Consider the following 16,728-nt stretch of genomic DNA (forward strand, 5'->3'; position numbering starts at 1 on the left):
GTTCTGACTTTTCATTTAAGTTAAACTTCACTTCTACCCTATCAAAAGTAATAGCACCTTGTTGTAAACGCTTTTTTCGAAGTTTTTTAGCAAGTACATCCATTTTTAAAATAGCTGAAACTATTTCAGGCTCAACTGTGTAAGCTTCACCAGTAATTGATATTTCAGAAGAAACAGTATTTTCTTTTGTTTCAATAATTTCTTGAGCTTCTTCATATGCAAATCGTTTATCAGAATACGTAATTGTTCTACCAAACCATTCCTTCGTAATTTGCGCTTTATCATTCATTTCAAAAACAGCTGAAAAAGTTAATTTTTCTTCATTTGGACGCAAAGAACACACTCCATTTGATAAAACTTCAGGAAGCATAGGTACAACTCTATCTACTAAATAAACCGATGTTGCTCTATTATAAGCTTCATCTTCTAAAATAGTATTTTCTTGTACATAATGCGATACATCTGCAATATGAATACCTATTTCATAATTTCCATTTTCTAAAACTTTAAATGACAATGCATCATCAAAATCCTTCGCATCTTTTGGATCAATAGTAAAAGTTAAATCTTTACGCATATCGCGTCTTTTAGCAATTTCGTTTGCTGTAATTTCTAATGGAATTTTACTAGCTTCAGCTTCTACATTTTCTGGAAATTTATAAGGTAAACCATATTCTAAAAGTATGGAATGGATTTCAGTATCGTGATCACCTGGCATTCCTAATACTTCTTTTATTTTTCCAAATGGATTTTTAGAATTAGCTGGCCAATCGGTAATTTCAACTAACACTTTTACACCATCTTCAGCACCTTGTAATTTTTTTTGTGGAATAAAAATATCAGCATACATTTTAGCATCATCTGGTACCACAAAACCAAAATTTCTATTTAATTGTAAAACCCCAACAAATTCAGTTTTAAAACGTTTAATCACTTCAACAACATCACCTTCTTGTTTTTTACTATTTCTACGATTGTATAAATAAATTTTAACCGTATCCTTATCAAGTGCTTTATTTAAATTCCGAGCAGGAATATAAATATCATGTTCTAAATCATCACAAATAAAATAACCATTACCATTTGTGGTTGCATCAATAGTTCCTATGTAATATTTATCCATTGGAAGAATTTTAAATTTTCCACGTTCTACTTCTTCAACTTTTTGTTGTGATTTTAAAGCTTCTAATTTTTGGATAATTTGATTTCGTGCGTTAGCATCTGTTAAATCTAATTTTGCAGCAATTTGTTTATAATTGAAATTTTGTGTGGGAGATTGATTTAATAGTTGTAAAATTTTTCTAGTTAAATCTTTAATAATATTTCCTTTTTTTTTATATATTTTTTTCTTTGACATTTAATTTTATTTAATTCTCGGCAAAATTACAAATAATTACACTTGTTCTTAGTTAAGGATACGTTATATAAATTACTATTTGTACTTTGTAGTTCTTTAAAATATTAATTTATGCATAAAAATTGGTTTGTGATTGTGAATCCAGCTTCTGGAAATGGTGCAGCTAAAAAAAAGTGGCCAAAAATTTATAATGAATTAATTCTGCAGAAATTTCAATTTGATTTTCAATTTACTAAATACGAAAAACATTCAATTCCAATCATTCAAAATGCTATAAAAGAAGGTTTTACAAAATTTATTTGTATTGGTGGAGATGGCACCTTACATAATATTGTGAATGGGATCTTAACTTCTAATTCTACAAATACCTCTAAAATAAAACTAGGTATCATTCCTATTGGAACCGGAAATGATTGGGTGAAAACATATAGTATTCCTAAAAATTATAAAAAAGCTATTGAAGTATTAAAAAATGAACATACCGTTCAACAAGATATTGGTAAACTAACCATTTTATCAACTCAAAAAATAATTTACTTTAATAATTTAGCAGGAATTGGATTTGATGGATATGTAGTTAATAACGTACATAAATATAAAAAATTAGGTGCGTTATCTTATTTAATTGGCGCATTAGTGAGTTTAATAAGTTTTAAAAAACCTGAATTAGAAATTATATTTAATCAGCAAAAAATAAAAGGAAAATTTTTAATGTTACTTATTGGTGTATGTAAATTTTCTGGTGGTGGAATGCAATTAACAGCAAACGTAAATACTACAGATGGACTTTTTGATATTTCATACATTCAAAAAATAAATGTATTTACTATTTTAATTAACGTATTTAGATTGTTTAATGGTAAGATAACCAATCATAAATTAGTTCACACAGAAAAAACTAATAGTTTAGAAATTAACGATTTAAGTAAAAATAAAAGCTATATTCAAGCTGATGGAGAACTAATTGGTACTGGTAGTTTTAGTGTTTCTTTAATACCAAAATCATTAAACTTTATAGTTGTATAAAAAATAAAAGTTAAAATTTTCTTAAAAAAATTGTAACAAATGTTAATATTGTTCGTCTTTAATAAAAGAACAACTTAACAATGAAACGGTTATATAAAATTATCTTCTTATTCTTTGTTATATTTTTTATAGGAATTTACTTCACTGTAAAAAGTATTAACAATTCATTTTCTTCAGAAGAAAGTATAGAAACTGTTACTGCTACTCCACCTTTATTAAAACTTTCAATTAAAATATAATAAGGTTATCATGACTTATATTTTAATATTAATTGAATACAGTTAGAATAAAATTAACATCAATAAAATTTATAGTGTTATAAGTTATATAAGTTAAAATTTTCTTAATGAAGTCTTATAAATGTTAATTTTGTATAATATTAATAAGAAAAAGTTGTACAAATGAAACGTTTATTTAAAATTACTTTTTTATTCTTAGGAATTTTTTTTATGGGAATTTATTTCACTGTAAAAAGTATTAATAATTCATTTTCTTCAGAAGAAAGTATAGAAACTGTTAGTATAAATCCCCCTCTTTTAGCTCTTTCTATCCAAATATAACTTAAATTTTATGTTTAGAATAAATTTTAAAGTTTATCAACAACTATATATATTATAAAAAGTTTTATTTAAAAATTAAAAAAAAAATGGTTGTTATGATAGTGTGTTCATATGTACAATAAATAACTACATATTAATTTTGATATATCACTTATGAATAGATATAAACAACTTGTTATTTTTTAACAGCTTAAAAATCAATAATAATGTAAAGGTTATAAACAATCTATTAAAGTTGTTAATGAACAGCTTTTTTGAATAAGTTTATTTTTTATAAATGTTTATAAACTATATAAAACTAGTTAACAACTTCTTTTAAAAAATCAATAAATAAATTTGGTGATTACATAGTGATTCTTGTATTAGGAAATATAGTTTACACTACAAAAATTAGTTTTCTTTTTTAAGTCTTTTTTTATTCACAATACTTAATTAAGTTAAACTTATTGTAAATCAACTTTTTAAAAATTACTATTAACAATTAGATTTTTTACTGTTAATAACTGTGAATTTGTACTTTTGTACTATTATATAATTAATTAAACTTCTATTTATGACAATTGCAATTGGTAACGATCATGCTGGAACAGCATATAAATTCGAGATCTGTAAATTATTAGAAAACAAAGGTATTAAAATTTTAAATTTTGGAACTGATACAAATGATAGTATGGATTATCCAGATGCTATTCATCCAGTTGCAAATGCTGTTGAAAATAAAGAAGCTAATTTCGGAATTATTATTTGTGGAAGTGGAAATGGCGCGCAAATAACAGCTAATAAACATCAAGGTATTAGAGCTGCATTATGTTGGAATAATGAATTAGTTGAACTAGCACGTTTACATAATAATGCAAATATTTTAAGTATTCCTGCTCGATTTGTTTCACTTCAGCAAGCCTTAGGTTTTGTAGAAATTTTCTTAAATACCGATTTTGAAGGTGGTCGACATCAAACTAGAGTCGAAAAAATACCAACTAACTGCTGTTAAAATACTAACTACCAATTTTAACTATGGGACATCATCATGGTCACGACCATCCAACATTATCAGGTAAAAATTTATTAATTTCAATAATTCTAAATTCTGTTATTACTTTAGCACAACTTATTGGTGGTTTAATTTCAGGAAGTTTAGCATTGATATCTGATGCTGTACATAATTTTTCAGATGTAGTTTCTTTAATTATAAGTTATTTAGCGAATCTTTTAGTACGAAAAAAGAAACAAACACCTCAACATACATTCGGCTATAAAAGAGCTGAAATTATAGCAGCGTTTATCAATGCATCTACTTTAGTTATTATAGCAATTGTTTTAGGTTACGAAGCAGTAAAACGTTTTACCAATCCACAAACTATTAATAGCGATTTGGTTATTTGGTTAGCAATTTTAGGTATAGCTGTAAATGGTTTTAGTGTTTTATTATTAAAAAAAGACGCTAAAAGTAATCTTAATATGAAAACAGCGTATTTACATTTATTAACTGATATGTTAACATCTGTAGCTGTTTTAGTTGGAGGATTATTAATGAAATATTATCAGATTTATTGGATTGATGCCTTGTTAACTTTACTAATTTCTTTTTATTTAATTTATATAAGTTGGAATATTTTAATTACTTCATTAAAAATTTTAATGCTATTTGCTCCTGAAGATATTAAAATAAACGATGTTGAAAATGAAATATTAAAAATTGAAGAAGTAAAAAATATCCATCACGTACATATTTGGCAATTAAATGATCACGATTCTCATTTTGAGGCACATATAGAATTTAAAAAAGATGTAAAATTATCTAGTTTTGACGTTGTATGTGAAAAAGTTGAAGAAATATTGGCTGAAAAATTTCATATTTTTCATTCTACCCTCCAACCAGAATATAAAAGAGACGACAGTAAAGAAATTATTAAACAAGATTAAAAATGTTAGAAGTTTTTACAAAATCATTTTCTGAATTAACAATTACAGAACTATATGAAATATTAAGACTTAGATCAGAAGTTTTTGTGGTAGAACAAGATTGTGTATATCAAGATATTGATATGAAAGATCAAAAAGCATTGCATGTAATTGGTTTTAAAAATAATAAAGTAGTTGCCTATACACGCATTTTTAAACCAGGCGATTATTTTAAGTATGCAAGTATTGGACGAGTGGTAGTTGATATAAATGAGCGTAAATTTGGTTATGGACATGTTATAATGAACCATTCAATAATTGCTATTGAAAAAATCTTTAATGAATCTATTATAAAAATATCTGCTCAAACATATTTAAAAAAGTTTTATGAATCTCATGGATTTAGTAAAGTAGGAGAGGAGTATTTAGAAGATGGAATTCCACATATAGGAATGATAAAAAAATAATAGATGTCGAACCCAAAAGTTAATATAAAGAGTATTGTAAATTTATCTAATAACCATTATATATTAGATAAAATAAATTTTGACTATCAAACAAAAAACGGAGAATGGCAAAATCAAAATAGAGAAAGCTACAATAGAGGAGATGGAGCAGCTATTTTATTATATAATTCAGTTAAAAAAACAGTCATTCTTACCAAGCAATTTAGAATGCCAAGTTACTTAAATGGAAATACAAATGGTATGATGATAGAGGTTTGTGCAGGTTTATTAGATGCTGATGATCCTTTAACTTGTATTAAAAAAGAAGCTGAAGAAGAAACAGGATACAAAATAAATAAACCAGTTAAATTATTCGAAATTTATTCAACTCCCGGTGCAGTTACTGAAAAAATACATTATTTTATTGCTGAAGTTGATCATAATATGAAGGTTAGTGATGGTGGTGGTTTAGAAGATGAAACCGAAGAAATAGAAGTTTTAGAAATTCCTTTTGAAAAAACATTAAAAATGATTTCAACAGGTGAAATTTGTGATGCAAAAACCATTATTTTACTGCAATATGCTCAAATTCATAAATTAGTTTAAATAATTAGTATAAGCTACAACTCCTAATTTTAAAGGGAATTCAATAATTTATATTACTGCTACATCTAAAAATAGTAGAAATATTTTTTTATTTCTAAACGATTGCTTAGTTTTGCGTTGTATTACAGAAATAATGGCACGTAAAAAGCAATATAACGAAGAAGACGTAATTGAAAAAGCAATGTATTTGTTTTGGAGAAATGGTTATGAAAATACTTCTGTTAGAATGTTGGAGAAAGAAATGGGTATCAACCAATTTTCTATTTATGCTAGTTTTGGAAGTAAACACGGTGTTTTTGTTGAAAGCCTGAAAGAATATAGAAAAAGAAATGCATCAATTTTCAATAAATTAAGAGCATCTAAAAATGGCTTAGCTGATATCAAACAGTTTTTTTATGATTCTATACAGAAAACCAATGATTTAGATTACAAAGGTTGTTTAGTAACAAATACGTACAATGAATTTGTAGATAGTGAAGATGAAGAAATTAAAAATCAAATGATTGATTTTATGGTGGCTTTGAAGCAAATTTTTATCGAAAAGTTAAAAATGGATACAACCAAAGATGAAGAAACAGTTTTAAAGCAAGCAAACTATTTGTTATTAGCAAAACACGGATTAGCGGCAGCAGCAAGAGTAAATAATGAACAAGAGATGAATGATTATATTGAAATGACATTTAATAATATATAGCATTTTTTTTGAATTAAAACTAAGCGATAGCTTAGAAATAATTATACAAACAACAAGAATTTAAATTATGAAAAAATTAGTATTTATTACAAACTTATTAATGGGAATTGTGTTATCACGATTTGCTATTTCAAAATTAGCAGGATGGGAAATATCAGTAAATGCTTTTATAGAAATGGCTAAACCTATAGGTATTGATCCTACCTTTTTTAGAGTGTTCACTGGAATAATTATTTCAGCAGTAGTTATAGGTTATTTATCAACGGCTATTTTTAGTTTATTCAGTAATAAAGAGAGCTTTAATGCTAAAATATCGTATAAAAATTGGGCTACTTTTAGTAATCTATTTGGTTTACTAACTATGATAGGTGCGCTTATAGCTGAGTTTTCACTTAGAGTACAACCAAAATGGTTATTGGTTTATATAGCTTTAGGAGTGATACTATTTTCGGTAATAAACATCTTTATTTTAAACATACAAAAACAAATATTAAATAATTAAAAATAAAAATTATGTCAAAATTTAAAATACACAATTTAGAAACAGCACCAGAAACAAGTAAAGCATTATTAGAACAATCTTTGAAATCTAACGGAATGATACCTGGACTACATGGTGTTTTAGCTGAATCTCCAGAGTTATTTGAAGCATACCAAATACTTCATAAATTATTCGCACAATCGTCATTTAATGCTGAGGAGTTAACAGTAGTTTGGCAATCTATTAATGTAGAGCACGAGTGCCATTATTGTGTACCTGCACATACAGGAATCGCGCATATGATGAAAGTTGATGCAGCCTTAACGGAAGCATTGAGAAACGGTCAGACATTGACAACTGGAAAATTACAGGTTTTACAAGACACTACGTTGGAAATTGTAAGAGAACGCGGTCATCTTTCAGAGGCGCAAAAAGAAAAATTCTTTGCAGTTGGTTATGGAAACCGTCAGTTATTAGAAATTATTCTAGGTCTATCTCAAAAAGTAATTAGTAATTATACAAATCATTTGGCAGAAACTCCTGTAGATAAAGCTTTTGAAAAGTTTTATTGGGAAAAAAACGCAATAAAAGCTTAAATATATTTATGAGGATTTCAACAAAAAATATGAGCGCTGGGGATAAAGTAATTATCAATAGAAAAGAACTAATTATAAGTATGTTTTTTACTTTTTTAACCACCATTTCATCTGGTTTAAATGCTCAGGAAATTATTCATGATACTGATAAAATGCAGTTGTTACCAAAACCAAAAGTTATTATTTTTGATATAAATGAAACATTGTTAGATATGATTCCTTTAAAAACATCAGTTGGTAAAGCGCTGAATGGAAGAGAAGATTTATTGCCTTTGTGGTTTTCAACAATGTTACATTATTCATTGGTTGAAACTTTAACAGAAAACTATCATAGTTTTGCGGAAATAGGAACTGCAGCTTTAATGATGGTTGCCGAAACACAAGGCATTGAAATTAGCTATGATGATGCAAAGGCATCTATTGTAACTCCTTTAAGATCACTTCCTACGCATGGCGATGTAGTAGGAAGTTTAAAAAAGCTAAGTAAAGGAGGTTTTGGAATTGTAAGTCTAACTAATTCTTCTCCAATAGGAGTTGCAACTCAGTTTAAAAATGCAGATTTAACTGAATATTTTGACAATAGTTATACGGTGGAAGCAATTCAAAAATATAAACCACATTTAGATACTTACAAAATGGTTTTAAAAGATTTAGGTTTCAAGTCAGATGAAGTTTTAATGGTAGCCGCACACGCTTGGGATTTGGCTGGAGCTCAAAAAGCAGGATTACAAACTGCATTTATTAAACGTCCAGGCAAAGTACTGTATCCAAATGTTGAAAAACCAGATTATATAGTAAAAAATTTGAATGAATTGGTAAAGTTATTTGAGCAGAATGGTTATTTTAATACGTATATTAAATGATTAAAAAATAGTAATTATTGGTTAACAAAAATCGCTTTAAATTCTTATATATTGTATTCAAATGAAAGAAAAAATTAAAATTGATATAGTTTCAGATGTTGTTTGTCCGTGGTGTATTATTGGGTACAAACGATTGGAAAAAGCGATTGCTGAAATGGGAATTCAAGATAACATTGAACTGGATTGGCAACCGTTTGAATTGAATCCAGCAATGCCTAAAGAAGGTCAAAATGTGATAGAACATATTACTGAAAAGTATGGTTCTAGCCTTGAAGACCAAAAAATTTCTAAACAACAAATGATAGAAAATGGAGCCGAACTTGGATTTACTTTTGACTATTTTGATGCTATGAGAATGGTTAATACAAGAGATGCGCACATATTATTAGATTTTGCAAAAGAACAAAGGAAACAAACCGAGTTGAATTTGAAATATGTAGCTGCTTTTTTTAGTAATCGAAAAGATATTTCAGATAGAACTATTTTATTGGAAGAACTTGAAAAAATTGGTTTAGATAAAAATGAAGCAATTCTAAGGTTAGAAAGTGAGAATGTTCGTAATAAAGTTATTGAAGAAGAAAATACTTGGAAAAATATAGGTGTTAATTCTGTTCCAACATTTCTTTTTAATAGAAAAAGTGCACTTTCAGGAGCGCAACCAGTGAACGTTTTTAAACAAGTATTAACGCAGGTATTAAACGAACAACAACAACAGCAACAACAACAATAATGAAATACACCTTAGCTTTTGACGTTTACGGAACATTAATCAATACTTCAGGAGTCTTCAATTCATTAGAAAAAATGATTGGAAAGCAGGCTAAACCTTTTATGGATACTTGGCGTAACAAACAATTAGAATATTCCTTTAGAAGAGGTTTAATGAATAAGTTTGTTGATTTTTCAGTGTGTACAAAAGATGCGTTAAAGTTTAGTTGTAAATTATTTAAAGTGAATTTATCTAATGCTCAAAAAGAAGCATTGATGGACGAATACAAAGTGTTGCCTGCTTTTGCTGATGTAAAAAAAGGACTTCAAACGTTGAAAAATGAAGGTCATAATATTTATGCATTTTCAAACGGAAGTGTAAATGCGGTTTCTAACTTGTTAGTAAATGCTGAACTTATGCATTTGTTTGATGGTGTTGTATGTGTTGAAGATGTTCAGGTTTTTAAACCAAGTCCGTTAGTGTATGAACATTTCAATAAAAAAACAGCCTCTCTAAAAGAAACTTCTTGGTTAATTTCAAGCAATTCTTTTGATGTTATTGGAGCTGCTTCTTACGGTATGAAAACAGCTTGGCTTCAACGTTCTTCAGAAGCAATTTTTGATCCTTGGGATATTGAACCAACAACTATTATAAATGCAATTAATGAACTATCTATTAAACTAAAATAATTTAAAATGTTAAAAAAAAATTTATCAATCCTAATTATGGTTGCAACAATTGCAATTAGCTGTGAAACTAAAGAAAAGAAACAAAAAAGTTCAACAAAAGAAACTGAAATGGAAACAACTAAAGAATTAGGTGAATTAGATGCTTTGTTAGAAGTAAGAAGAAAAGCATCTGATGCAAAATCGAGCGATGAAAAAAAGAAAATTTATGCTGAGGGAATTGAAGATGTAAAAAACTCAGGAATTTTAGATAAAGCATTAAATGTAGGAGATAAAGCCCCAAATTTTACGCTTAATAATGCTTTAAACAAACCTGTTTCATTGTATGATGAATTAAAAAATGGTCCAGTTGTTCTTACTTGGTACAGAGGTGGATGGTGCCCATATTGCAATATTACGTTACATAATTTACAAGATAGGCTTCCAGATTTTCAAAAAGAAGGAGCTACTTTAATGGCGTTAACTCCTGAAGTACCAGATAAATCTTTAAGCACTTCTGAAAAACACGAATTAGAATTTACAGTATTAAGCGATGTAAATAATGTTGTTGGAAAAGAGTACGGAGTTGTTTTTGAACTTTTATCAGGTGTGGCTACTATCTATGAAAAAGGTTTCGGATTATCAGAATTTAATGGAAATAGCGATAATGAATTACCGCTAGCTGCAACCTATATTATTGATAAAAGCGGAATAATTAAATATGCATTTTTAGATGCTGATTATAGAAAAAGAGCTGAACCAGATGAACTGCTCAAAGTTTTAAAAAATTTAAAATAAATATCTTTAGGTTGTTAAAATGAGAAACTACATTGTTCAACTTAAAATTAAGCTAACAAATACAACTATCATTTTACAGAAGAATTTGCAACTATTTTCATCAATAATGCTAACTTTGAAATAAGAAATAAGTAAAAAAAAGAGATTCAAAAAAATACATGAAAGTAGCATTTATAGGATTAGGAATTATGGGCGGTAATATGGCAGCTCATTTAGCAAAAAACAATGTAGATTTAACAGTTTATAATAGAACACCAAAGCATTTTGAAACTTTTGGCAACTCAAATGTTACCATTGCAAATTCAGTTAAAAATGCGGTAAAAGATGCTGATGTAGTCTTCAGTATGTTGTCTACTCCTCAGGTTGTTGAAGCTGTTTTTTTTGGATCAAATGGAGCCTTAAGTTTTATGAAAGAAAACGCTATTTGGGCTGATTGTACTACTGTAAATCCGTCATTTAGTTCGCAAGCTTTTGAAGAGGCTAAAAAACATGATGTTAAATTTTTAGATGCACCTGTTTCGGGTTCAAAAATACCTGCTGAAAATGGGGAATTGATTTTTTTAATAGGCGGTGAAGCGGAAACACTAAATGAAATTCAACCATATTTAAATTTCATGGGAAGCAAAGTGCTGCACATTGGTGAGATTGGCAAAGGAGCTTCATTTAAAATGTTGGTGAATATGATGTTGGCGCAATCTATGGTTGTTTTTTCTGAAGCAATTTTATTTGGTGAAAAAATGGGGATTTCAAAGGATTTTCTATTGAATACCGTTCCTAATTTAATTGTTTCACCACCTTTTACAAAAGCGAAAGCTGAAGCAGTTAGAAATGACAATTATGAGGTACAATTTCCTTTAGAATGGATGCATAAAGATTTACATTTAGCAGCTTTAACTGCTTTTGAAATGAATCAACCATTATATATGGCAAATCTTGCTAAAGAATTGTATGCAGGTGCCAATAAAAATGGAATGGGAAGAGCAGATATGTCTGCTATATATAAGTATTTAGAAGCGAAAAAATAAAATGCTTATAGCTGTAATTTAACAAGTATTTGATCAATAATAGTTTTAAAAAGGGCATTCAAAATTAAATAATTTGTATCATTTGAACTTGTTCAACTTTTTTGTCATTTTCATTCAATTAATTTACGTTGTTTAAAATAAAAAATAAAAAAATCAGTATTATGGAATTAAAAAATAAAAAAGCCATCATTACAGGTGGAAGTCGAGGACTTGGAAAAGCTACGGCAATTGCATTTGCTAAACTTGGAATTGATGTTGCGATTACAGGAAGAAATGAAGAAAAATTACAAGAAACAGTTTCAGAACTAAAAACTTTTGGTGTACATGCTTTTTATGAAATATTTGATGTTGGTAATTATGCTGAAGTACAGGTTGGAATTAAAAATATAATTTCAAATTTAGGAACTGTAGATATATTAGTAAATAATGCAGGTATTGCAGCCTTCGGTCCATTTAATGAAATGGAAGTAAGCGTTTGGGAAAAAATTATTCAAACCAATGTTATGGGAATGTATTACGTAACTAAAGAAGTATTGCCTTATTTAATTGATAAAAATGAAGGAGACATTATTAATGTAGCTTCAACAGCAGGTTTAAATGGGAACGCAAATATTTCAGCATATTCAGCATCAAAGTTTGCGGTTATTGGTTTGTCTGAATCATTAATGAAAGAAGTACGTAAAAATAATATTAGAATAAACACATTAACACCTAGTACTATAGCATCTGATATGACGTTGGAATTAGGAATTACTGATGGAAATCCTGAAAAAGTGCTACAACCTGAAGATTTTGCACAATTAATTGTTGCTGGTTTACAACTACCAAGACGTGCAATGATGGCAAATGCTTCGTTGTGGTCTACAAATCCATAGTATTTTTAAAAGAGTAAGTTTAGTCGTACTTTTTGTTAACCTTAACCTTTATTTATTTTGAATAAAAGTTAAGGTTGACTTTTTTTAGAAGTTATACATTAGAAAGATTTTTCAATAGGTTTATTGCCTTGTTGGCATCATTTTTATTTACAAAAATATGATCGTGATAATAACCAGCAATTACATTACAACTAATAGTATGTTTTGCTAATTCATTAGAAAATAAAGCGGTTAAACCAATAGCATCTAATGATGAGTGAATGGTTAACGTTATCCAAGATGCAATATATTCATAGTTTAATTTTAAAATATCAGCTTTGGTACGTTCAATAATAATAGTTGTACCTTCCGCTTCTTTAAATTCGCAAATAGTGTCATTTCGATCTATTTTGTTTAAGTCTTTTACTGTACAAAAAACATAATCTCCTGAATTTAATTTAGGAGTCATATTTTTTATTAATTCATTAAGATTTGTTTCTCCTGCCATAATTAACTTTCTGAAACTTTTACAACACGATCAACAGTATCTAATTTCGATAAAGTTAAACGTACAATACTATTTTCTGTGGCAGCTAAATCGTGTGGTATGCTTGCTTCTAAAGAAACTAAATCTCCTTTAACTATTTTGTGAACTGTACCTTCAACACCAAAATCTATAGCACCTTCAAAAATTTCAACAGTTATTGGAAAAGAAGTTTTATGCTCTTTCATAACCTGATTTTTTTTCATTGCTATTCTAATTTCTTTGGTAGTTTCTGTTTCAAATAATACGGTAATTAAAGGCTTAGAATCGTTGTAAACTATATTTTCTGTAAGTGATGATTTTTTCATATTAGGAGGTTTACCAACCAGTGTATTTAGGAGGTTTAACATTAACTAGGTTTAAATATACAATTAATTGCCCTCTATGATGTGAAACATGGTCTTGTAATAAGTTTAAAATTTGTAATTTACTTTTTGGACCTGCAAAAAAATCAACCTCAGTAGATAAATCTTCCATTTGTACATTTTTAATTATTTCGTACACATTATTAAAGGCAATTTCTAATTCTTTAATTAAAGCTTCTTTAGTTGTTGGATTTACTTTTTTAGATTTTAAAAAATCACCACTCGTAAAGTAAGTTTCACTTAACCAAACCATATTTTCTCTTATATGAAGTAGCTGTTCTTGAAAATTCATTTGTTGTTCAGTAGGTTTATAGTTGTAAGTATCTTCAGGCATTTTAGACGCTATTTCAAGTAAATAATTTTTTGAATTCTCCCATTTCAATAAAAAAGAAGATTTTACGTCATTTTGGGCATTTAAATTATTTAAAATCAACATACTAATTAAAATTAATTTTACATTTTTTTTCATTGTAAAAACTGTTAATATTATTTATAAAGAGTCTAAATATACTCAATACTTTTTTATATTTTAGCAATAAACTATTTTAACTCATTTAATAAAAATTATGGCAGACGATAAAGAAAAAGTAGCAAAATTAAAAGCTTTACAACTTACGTTAGATAAGTTAGATAAAGCCTACGGAAAAGGAACAGTTATGAAAATGGGTGATGTTGCTATTGATGATATTGATGCAATTTCAACAGGATCATTAGGATTAGATTTAGCATTAGGTGTTGGAGGTTATCCACGCGGTAGAGTTATTGAAATATATGGACCAGAGTCATCTGGTAAAACAACCTTAACTTTACACGCAATTGCTGAAGCTCAAAAAGCAGGTGGTATTGCAGCATTTATTGATGCAGAACATGCATTTGATCGTTTTTATGCTCAAAATTTAGGAATTGATATTGATAATTTAATAATTTCTCAACCAGATCACGGAGAGCAAGCTTTAGAAATAGCTGATAATTTAATTAGTTCAGGAGCTATTGATATTGTAGTAATTGATTCAGTTGCTGCACTTACTCCAAAAAGTGAAATTGAAGGCGAAATGGGTGACTCTAAAATGGGATTACACGCACGTTTAATGTCTCAAGCACTTCGTAAATTAACAGGTACTATTCACAAAACAAATTGTACAGTAATATTTATCAATCAATTACGTGAAAAAATAGGCGTAATGTTTGGAAATCCCGAAACTACAACAGGTGGAAATGCTCTTAAATTTTACGCATCAGTTCGTTTAGATATTAGAAGAAGAACACAATTAAAAGATGGTGATAAAGTTATTGGAAACAGTACAAAAGTTAAAGTTGTAAAAAATAAAGTTGCACCGCCTTTTACAATTGCTGAATTTGATATAATGTATGGTCAAGGAATTTCTAAAACAGGTGAAATTTTAGATTTAGGAGTAGAATTTGGAATCGTAAAGAAAAGTGGTTCATGGTTTAGTTATGGAGAAACAAAACTAGGTCAAGGTCGTGATGCAGTAAAAGCATTAATTAAAGACAACCCTGAATTAGCTGATGAATTAGAAACTAAAATTAAAGAAGTTATTAATTCGGAAGAATAAAATAATACACATATTGCGGTACATTAAGCAAAGCAACTGAATTATTAAAATTAAATACAAAAGCAAATGAAATGGAGGATATTATCAATAATTTAAAGCGTATATTTTAATAATATTTTACAATTATCACACAAAGCCTTCATTACTAATGGAGGCTCTGTTAGTTTATAGATAAATAGCTATTTTATGACCAAATAGTAAAAATCAAAAACGAACTTAAAGCATTTTAAATTCAAAGTGAAACCATAATATTAAAATTTAATATTAATTAAGAATAGTGTATCTTTGCAAAAAAAGTAAATTAGTTTCATCTAAATTTAATTTTTACTTCTTCATTTAAAATAGCACATTATAAAAACGCTAATTGGCAGAACAGATATTGTTGATTTCCCGAATTTAGATTTACTAGGGATTCATATTAAGGTAGATACTGGCGCTTTTACTTCGAGTATCCATTGCCATAATATTGAAATAGAAGATAATAACTTAAAATGTCAATTTTTAGATCCGGATCACGATAAATATCATGAAAAGTATTTTACTTTTACCGATTTTGTTCAAAAAAAAGTAAAAAGTTCGAATGGTATCGTTGAAAATAGATTTTTGATTAAAACTGAAATTTTAATTTTTGATCAAATTTATGATATTGAATTAACCCTTACAGAACGTGGTTCTATGAAATTTCCTGTTTTATTAGGTAGAAAGTTTCTCTCAAAAAAATTTATAGTAGATACTTCTAGAAAAGATTTATCATTTAAAAATAAAATTATTAAAATATAACATATGAAAATTGTCGTTTTATCAAGAAATCCCAATTTATACTCTACAAAAAGACTTGTGGAAGCTGGAAAAAAAAGAAATCATGAAATTCTTGTTGTAGATCATACAAAATGCGATATAATTATTGAAAGAAAAAAACCCGCCATTAGATACAAACATGAATTATTGTTGGATGTAGACGCGGTAATACCAAGAATAGGTGCTTCTGTTACCTTTTTTGGAACAGCAGTGGTTCGTCAGTTTGAAATGATGAAAGTTTTTACAGCAGTCGAATCTCAATCTTTAATGCGATCAAGAGATAAATTAAGAAGTTTACAAGTACTATCAAGAGCCGGTTTAGGATTACCAAAAACGGTATTTACCAATTATTCTAAAAATGTTGAGGATGTAATTAGTAGTGTTGGTGGAGCTCCTTTAGTTATAAAATTGCTTGAGGGTACTCAAGGTTTAGGAGTAGTTTTAGCCGAAACTCATACGGCAGCAACATCTGTTTTGGAAGCATTTAACGGATTGCAAGCCAGAGTAATTGCACAAGAATATATAAAAGAAGCTAAAGGTGCTGATATTAGAGTATTTATAGTTGATGGGGAAGTAGTTGGTGCAATGAAAAGACAAGGTAAAGAAGGTGAATTTAGATCAAACTTGCATCGTGGAGGTTCTGCTGAAATAGTTGAATTATCTATTGACGAGAAAAATGCAGCATTAAAAGCAGCACGTGTTATGGGATTAGGAGTTGCAGGTGTAGATTTATTACAATCTGCTCGAGGGCCATTAATTTTAGAAGTAAATTCTTCTCCGGGATTAGAAGGTATTGAAGCTGCTACTGGAGTTGATGTAGCTAGTAAAATAATTCATTATATTGAAAGAGAAGTAGATTAATATA

General features: G+C 28.2%; 22 protein-coding genes. 18 read left to right on the forward strand and 4 right to left on the reverse strand.

Going from position 1 to position 16,728, the window contains the following annotated elements; genetic code table 11:
• Window positions 1-1,357 (reverse strand): RNB domain-containing ribonuclease (locus HKP59_RS08595; RefSeq protein WP_291805732.1); only part of this gene is annotated, 1,357 nt, incomplete at its 3' end.
• 111 nt (window positions 1,358-1,468) lie between these two features.
• Here HKP59_RS08595 and HKP59_RS08600 point away from each other — a divergent pair.
• The 15 genes from HKP59_RS08600 (at window position 1,469) to HKP59_RS08670 (ending at window position 12,603) form a co-directional block, all read left to right on the forward strand.
• Entirely contained in the window at window positions 1,469-2,383 is a 915-nt protein-coding gene (locus HKP59_RS08600) for a diacylglycerol kinase family protein (protein ID WP_291805734.1), read from the forward strand.
• A 401-nt stretch (window positions 2,384-2,784) separates the two neighbouring features.
• Window positions 2,785-2,943: a hypothetical protein gene (locus tag HKP59_RS08605; RefSeq protein WP_291805736.1), complete on the forward strand. Its 159-nt coding sequence runs from the start codon at window positions 2,785-2,787 to the stop codon at window positions 2,941-2,943.
• A gap of 553 nt (window positions 2,944-3,496) precedes the next feature.
• The gene (gene rpiB / locus HKP59_RS08610) at window positions 3,497-3,934 is read left to right on the forward strand and encodes a ribose 5-phosphate isomerase B (protein ID WP_291805737.1); all 438 of its coding nucleotides are present in this window, start codon (window positions 3,497-3,499) and stop codon (window positions 3,932-3,934) included.
• 23 nt (window positions 3,935-3,957) lie between these two features.
• Window positions 3,958-4,866, forward strand: a complete 909-nt coding sequence (locus HKP59_RS08615; RefSeq protein ID WP_291805739.1) for a cation diffusion facilitator family transporter — start codon at window positions 3,958-3,960, stop codon at window positions 4,864-4,866.
• Between the two features lie 2 nt (window positions 4,867-4,868).
• On the forward strand, window positions 4,869-5,312 hold the full coding sequence (locus tag HKP59_RS08620; RefSeq protein WP_291805742.1) for a GNAT family N-acetyltransferase: 444 nt from the start codon (window positions 4,869-4,871) through the stop codon (window positions 5,310-5,312).
• Between the two features lie 3 nt (window positions 5,313-5,315).
• A complete protein-coding gene (locus tag HKP59_RS08625) occupies window positions 5,316-5,897 on the forward strand; it encodes an NUDIX domain-containing protein (protein ID WP_291805743.1) in 582 nt (193 codons plus the stop codon).
• A 133-nt stretch (window positions 5,898-6,030) separates the two neighbouring features.
• Entirely contained in the window at window positions 6,031-6,591 is a 561-nt protein-coding gene (locus HKP59_RS08630; RefSeq protein WP_291805745.1) for a TetR/AcrR family transcriptional regulator, read from the forward strand.
• Between the two features lie 67 nt (window positions 6,592-6,658).
• The gene (locus HKP59_RS08635) at window positions 6,659-7,093 is read left to right on the forward strand and encodes a hypothetical protein (RefSeq protein WP_291805747.1); all 435 of its coding nucleotides are present in this window, start codon (window positions 6,659-6,661) and stop codon (window positions 7,091-7,093) included.
• An 11-nt stretch (window positions 7,094-7,104) separates the two neighbouring features.
• Window positions 7,105-7,668 (forward strand): carboxymuconolactone decarboxylase family protein, encoded by a 564-nt coding sequence (locus tag HKP59_RS08640; RefSeq protein WP_291805750.1) that lies wholly within the window; start codon window positions 7,105-7,107, stop codon window positions 7,666-7,668.
• A gap of 8 nt (window positions 7,669-7,676) precedes the next feature.
• Window positions 7,677-8,531, forward strand: coding sequence for a haloacid dehalogenase type II (locus HKP59_RS08645; RefSeq protein WP_291805752.1), 855 nt, complete (start codon window positions 7,677-7,679; stop codon window positions 8,529-8,531).
• Window positions 8,532-8,592: 61 nt separating this feature from the next.
• Window positions 8,593-9,261, forward strand: a complete 669-nt coding sequence (locus HKP59_RS08650; protein WP_291805757.1) for a DsbA family oxidoreductase — start codon at window positions 8,593-8,595, stop codon at window positions 9,259-9,261.
• Window positions 9,261-9,929, forward strand: coding sequence for a haloacid dehalogenase type II (locus HKP59_RS08655; protein ID WP_291805760.1), 669 nt, complete (start codon window positions 9,261-9,263; stop codon window positions 9,927-9,929). Before HKP59_RS08650 ends, HKP59_RS08655 begins: the two co-directional genes overlap by 1 nt.
• Before the next feature lie 6 nt (window positions 9,930-9,935).
• Complete coding sequence (locus tag HKP59_RS08660; RefSeq protein WP_363289067.1) at window positions 9,936-10,703, forward strand: peroxiredoxin-like family protein; 768 nt, start codon at window positions 9,936-9,938, stop codon at window positions 10,701-10,703.
• Window positions 10,704-10,861: 158 nt separating this feature from the next.
• Window positions 10,862-11,728 (forward strand): NAD(P)-dependent oxidoreductase, encoded by an 867-nt coding sequence (locus HKP59_RS08665; RefSeq protein WP_291805763.1) that lies wholly within the window; start codon window positions 10,862-10,864, stop codon window positions 11,726-11,728.
• Between the two features lie 158 nt (window positions 11,729-11,886).
• Complete coding sequence (locus HKP59_RS08670; RefSeq protein WP_291805890.1) at window positions 11,887-12,603, forward strand: 3-ketoacyl-ACP reductase; 717 nt, start codon at window positions 11,887-11,889, stop codon at window positions 12,601-12,603.
• A 91-nt stretch (window positions 12,604-12,694) separates the two neighbouring features.
• Here the strand turns inward: HKP59_RS08670 and HKP59_RS08675 are convergent, their stop codons facing one another.
• From HKP59_RS08675 to HKP59_RS08685, 3 genes are read right to left on the reverse strand one after another with little or no spacing between them, the layout of a single operon-like run.
• Window positions 12,695-13,090, reverse strand: a complete 396-nt coding sequence (locus HKP59_RS08675; RefSeq protein WP_291805766.1) for an ACT domain-containing protein — start codon at window positions 13,088-13,090, stop codon at window positions 12,695-12,697.
• A gap of 2 nt (window positions 13,091-13,092) precedes the next feature.
• On the reverse strand, window positions 13,093-13,434 hold the full coding sequence (locus HKP59_RS08680; protein ID WP_291805768.1) for a cupin: 342 nt from the start codon (window positions 13,432-13,434) through the stop codon (window positions 13,093-13,095).
• Between the two features lie 10 nt (window positions 13,435-13,444).
• On the reverse strand, window positions 13,445-13,960 hold the full coding sequence (locus HKP59_RS08685) for a DinB family protein (protein ID WP_291805770.1): 516 nt from the start codon (window positions 13,958-13,960) through the stop codon (window positions 13,445-13,447).
• Window positions 13,961-14,057: 97 nt separating this feature from the next.
• Here HKP59_RS08685 and recA point away from each other — a divergent pair, with 97 nt between their 5' ends.
• The 3 genes from recA to rimK all read left to right on the forward strand — a co-directional run bounded on the left by recA (window position 14,058) and on the right by rimK (window position 16,724).
• Entirely contained in the window at window positions 14,058-15,065 is a 1,008-nt protein-coding gene (gene recA, locus HKP59_RS08690) for a recombinase RecA (RefSeq protein ID WP_291805773.1), read from the forward strand.
• 378 nt (window positions 15,066-15,443) lie between these two features.
• Window positions 15,444-15,845, forward strand: coding sequence for a RimK/LysX family protein (locus HKP59_RS08695; RefSeq protein WP_363289084.1), 402 nt, complete (start codon window positions 15,444-15,446; stop codon window positions 15,843-15,845).
• Between the two features lie 3 nt (window positions 15,846-15,848).
• A complete protein-coding gene (gene rimK, locus HKP59_RS08700) occupies window positions 15,849-16,724 on the forward strand; it encodes a 30S ribosomal protein S6--L-glutamate ligase (RefSeq protein WP_291805776.1) in 876 nt (291 codons plus the stop codon).
• Window positions 16,725-16,728 lie beyond the last annotated feature (4 nt).

Origin of the sequence: Lutibacter sp., from assembly GCF_013041805.1 — a bacterium.
GTDB lineage: Bacteria > Bacteroidota > Bacteroidia > Flavobacteriales > Flavobacteriaceae > Lutibacter.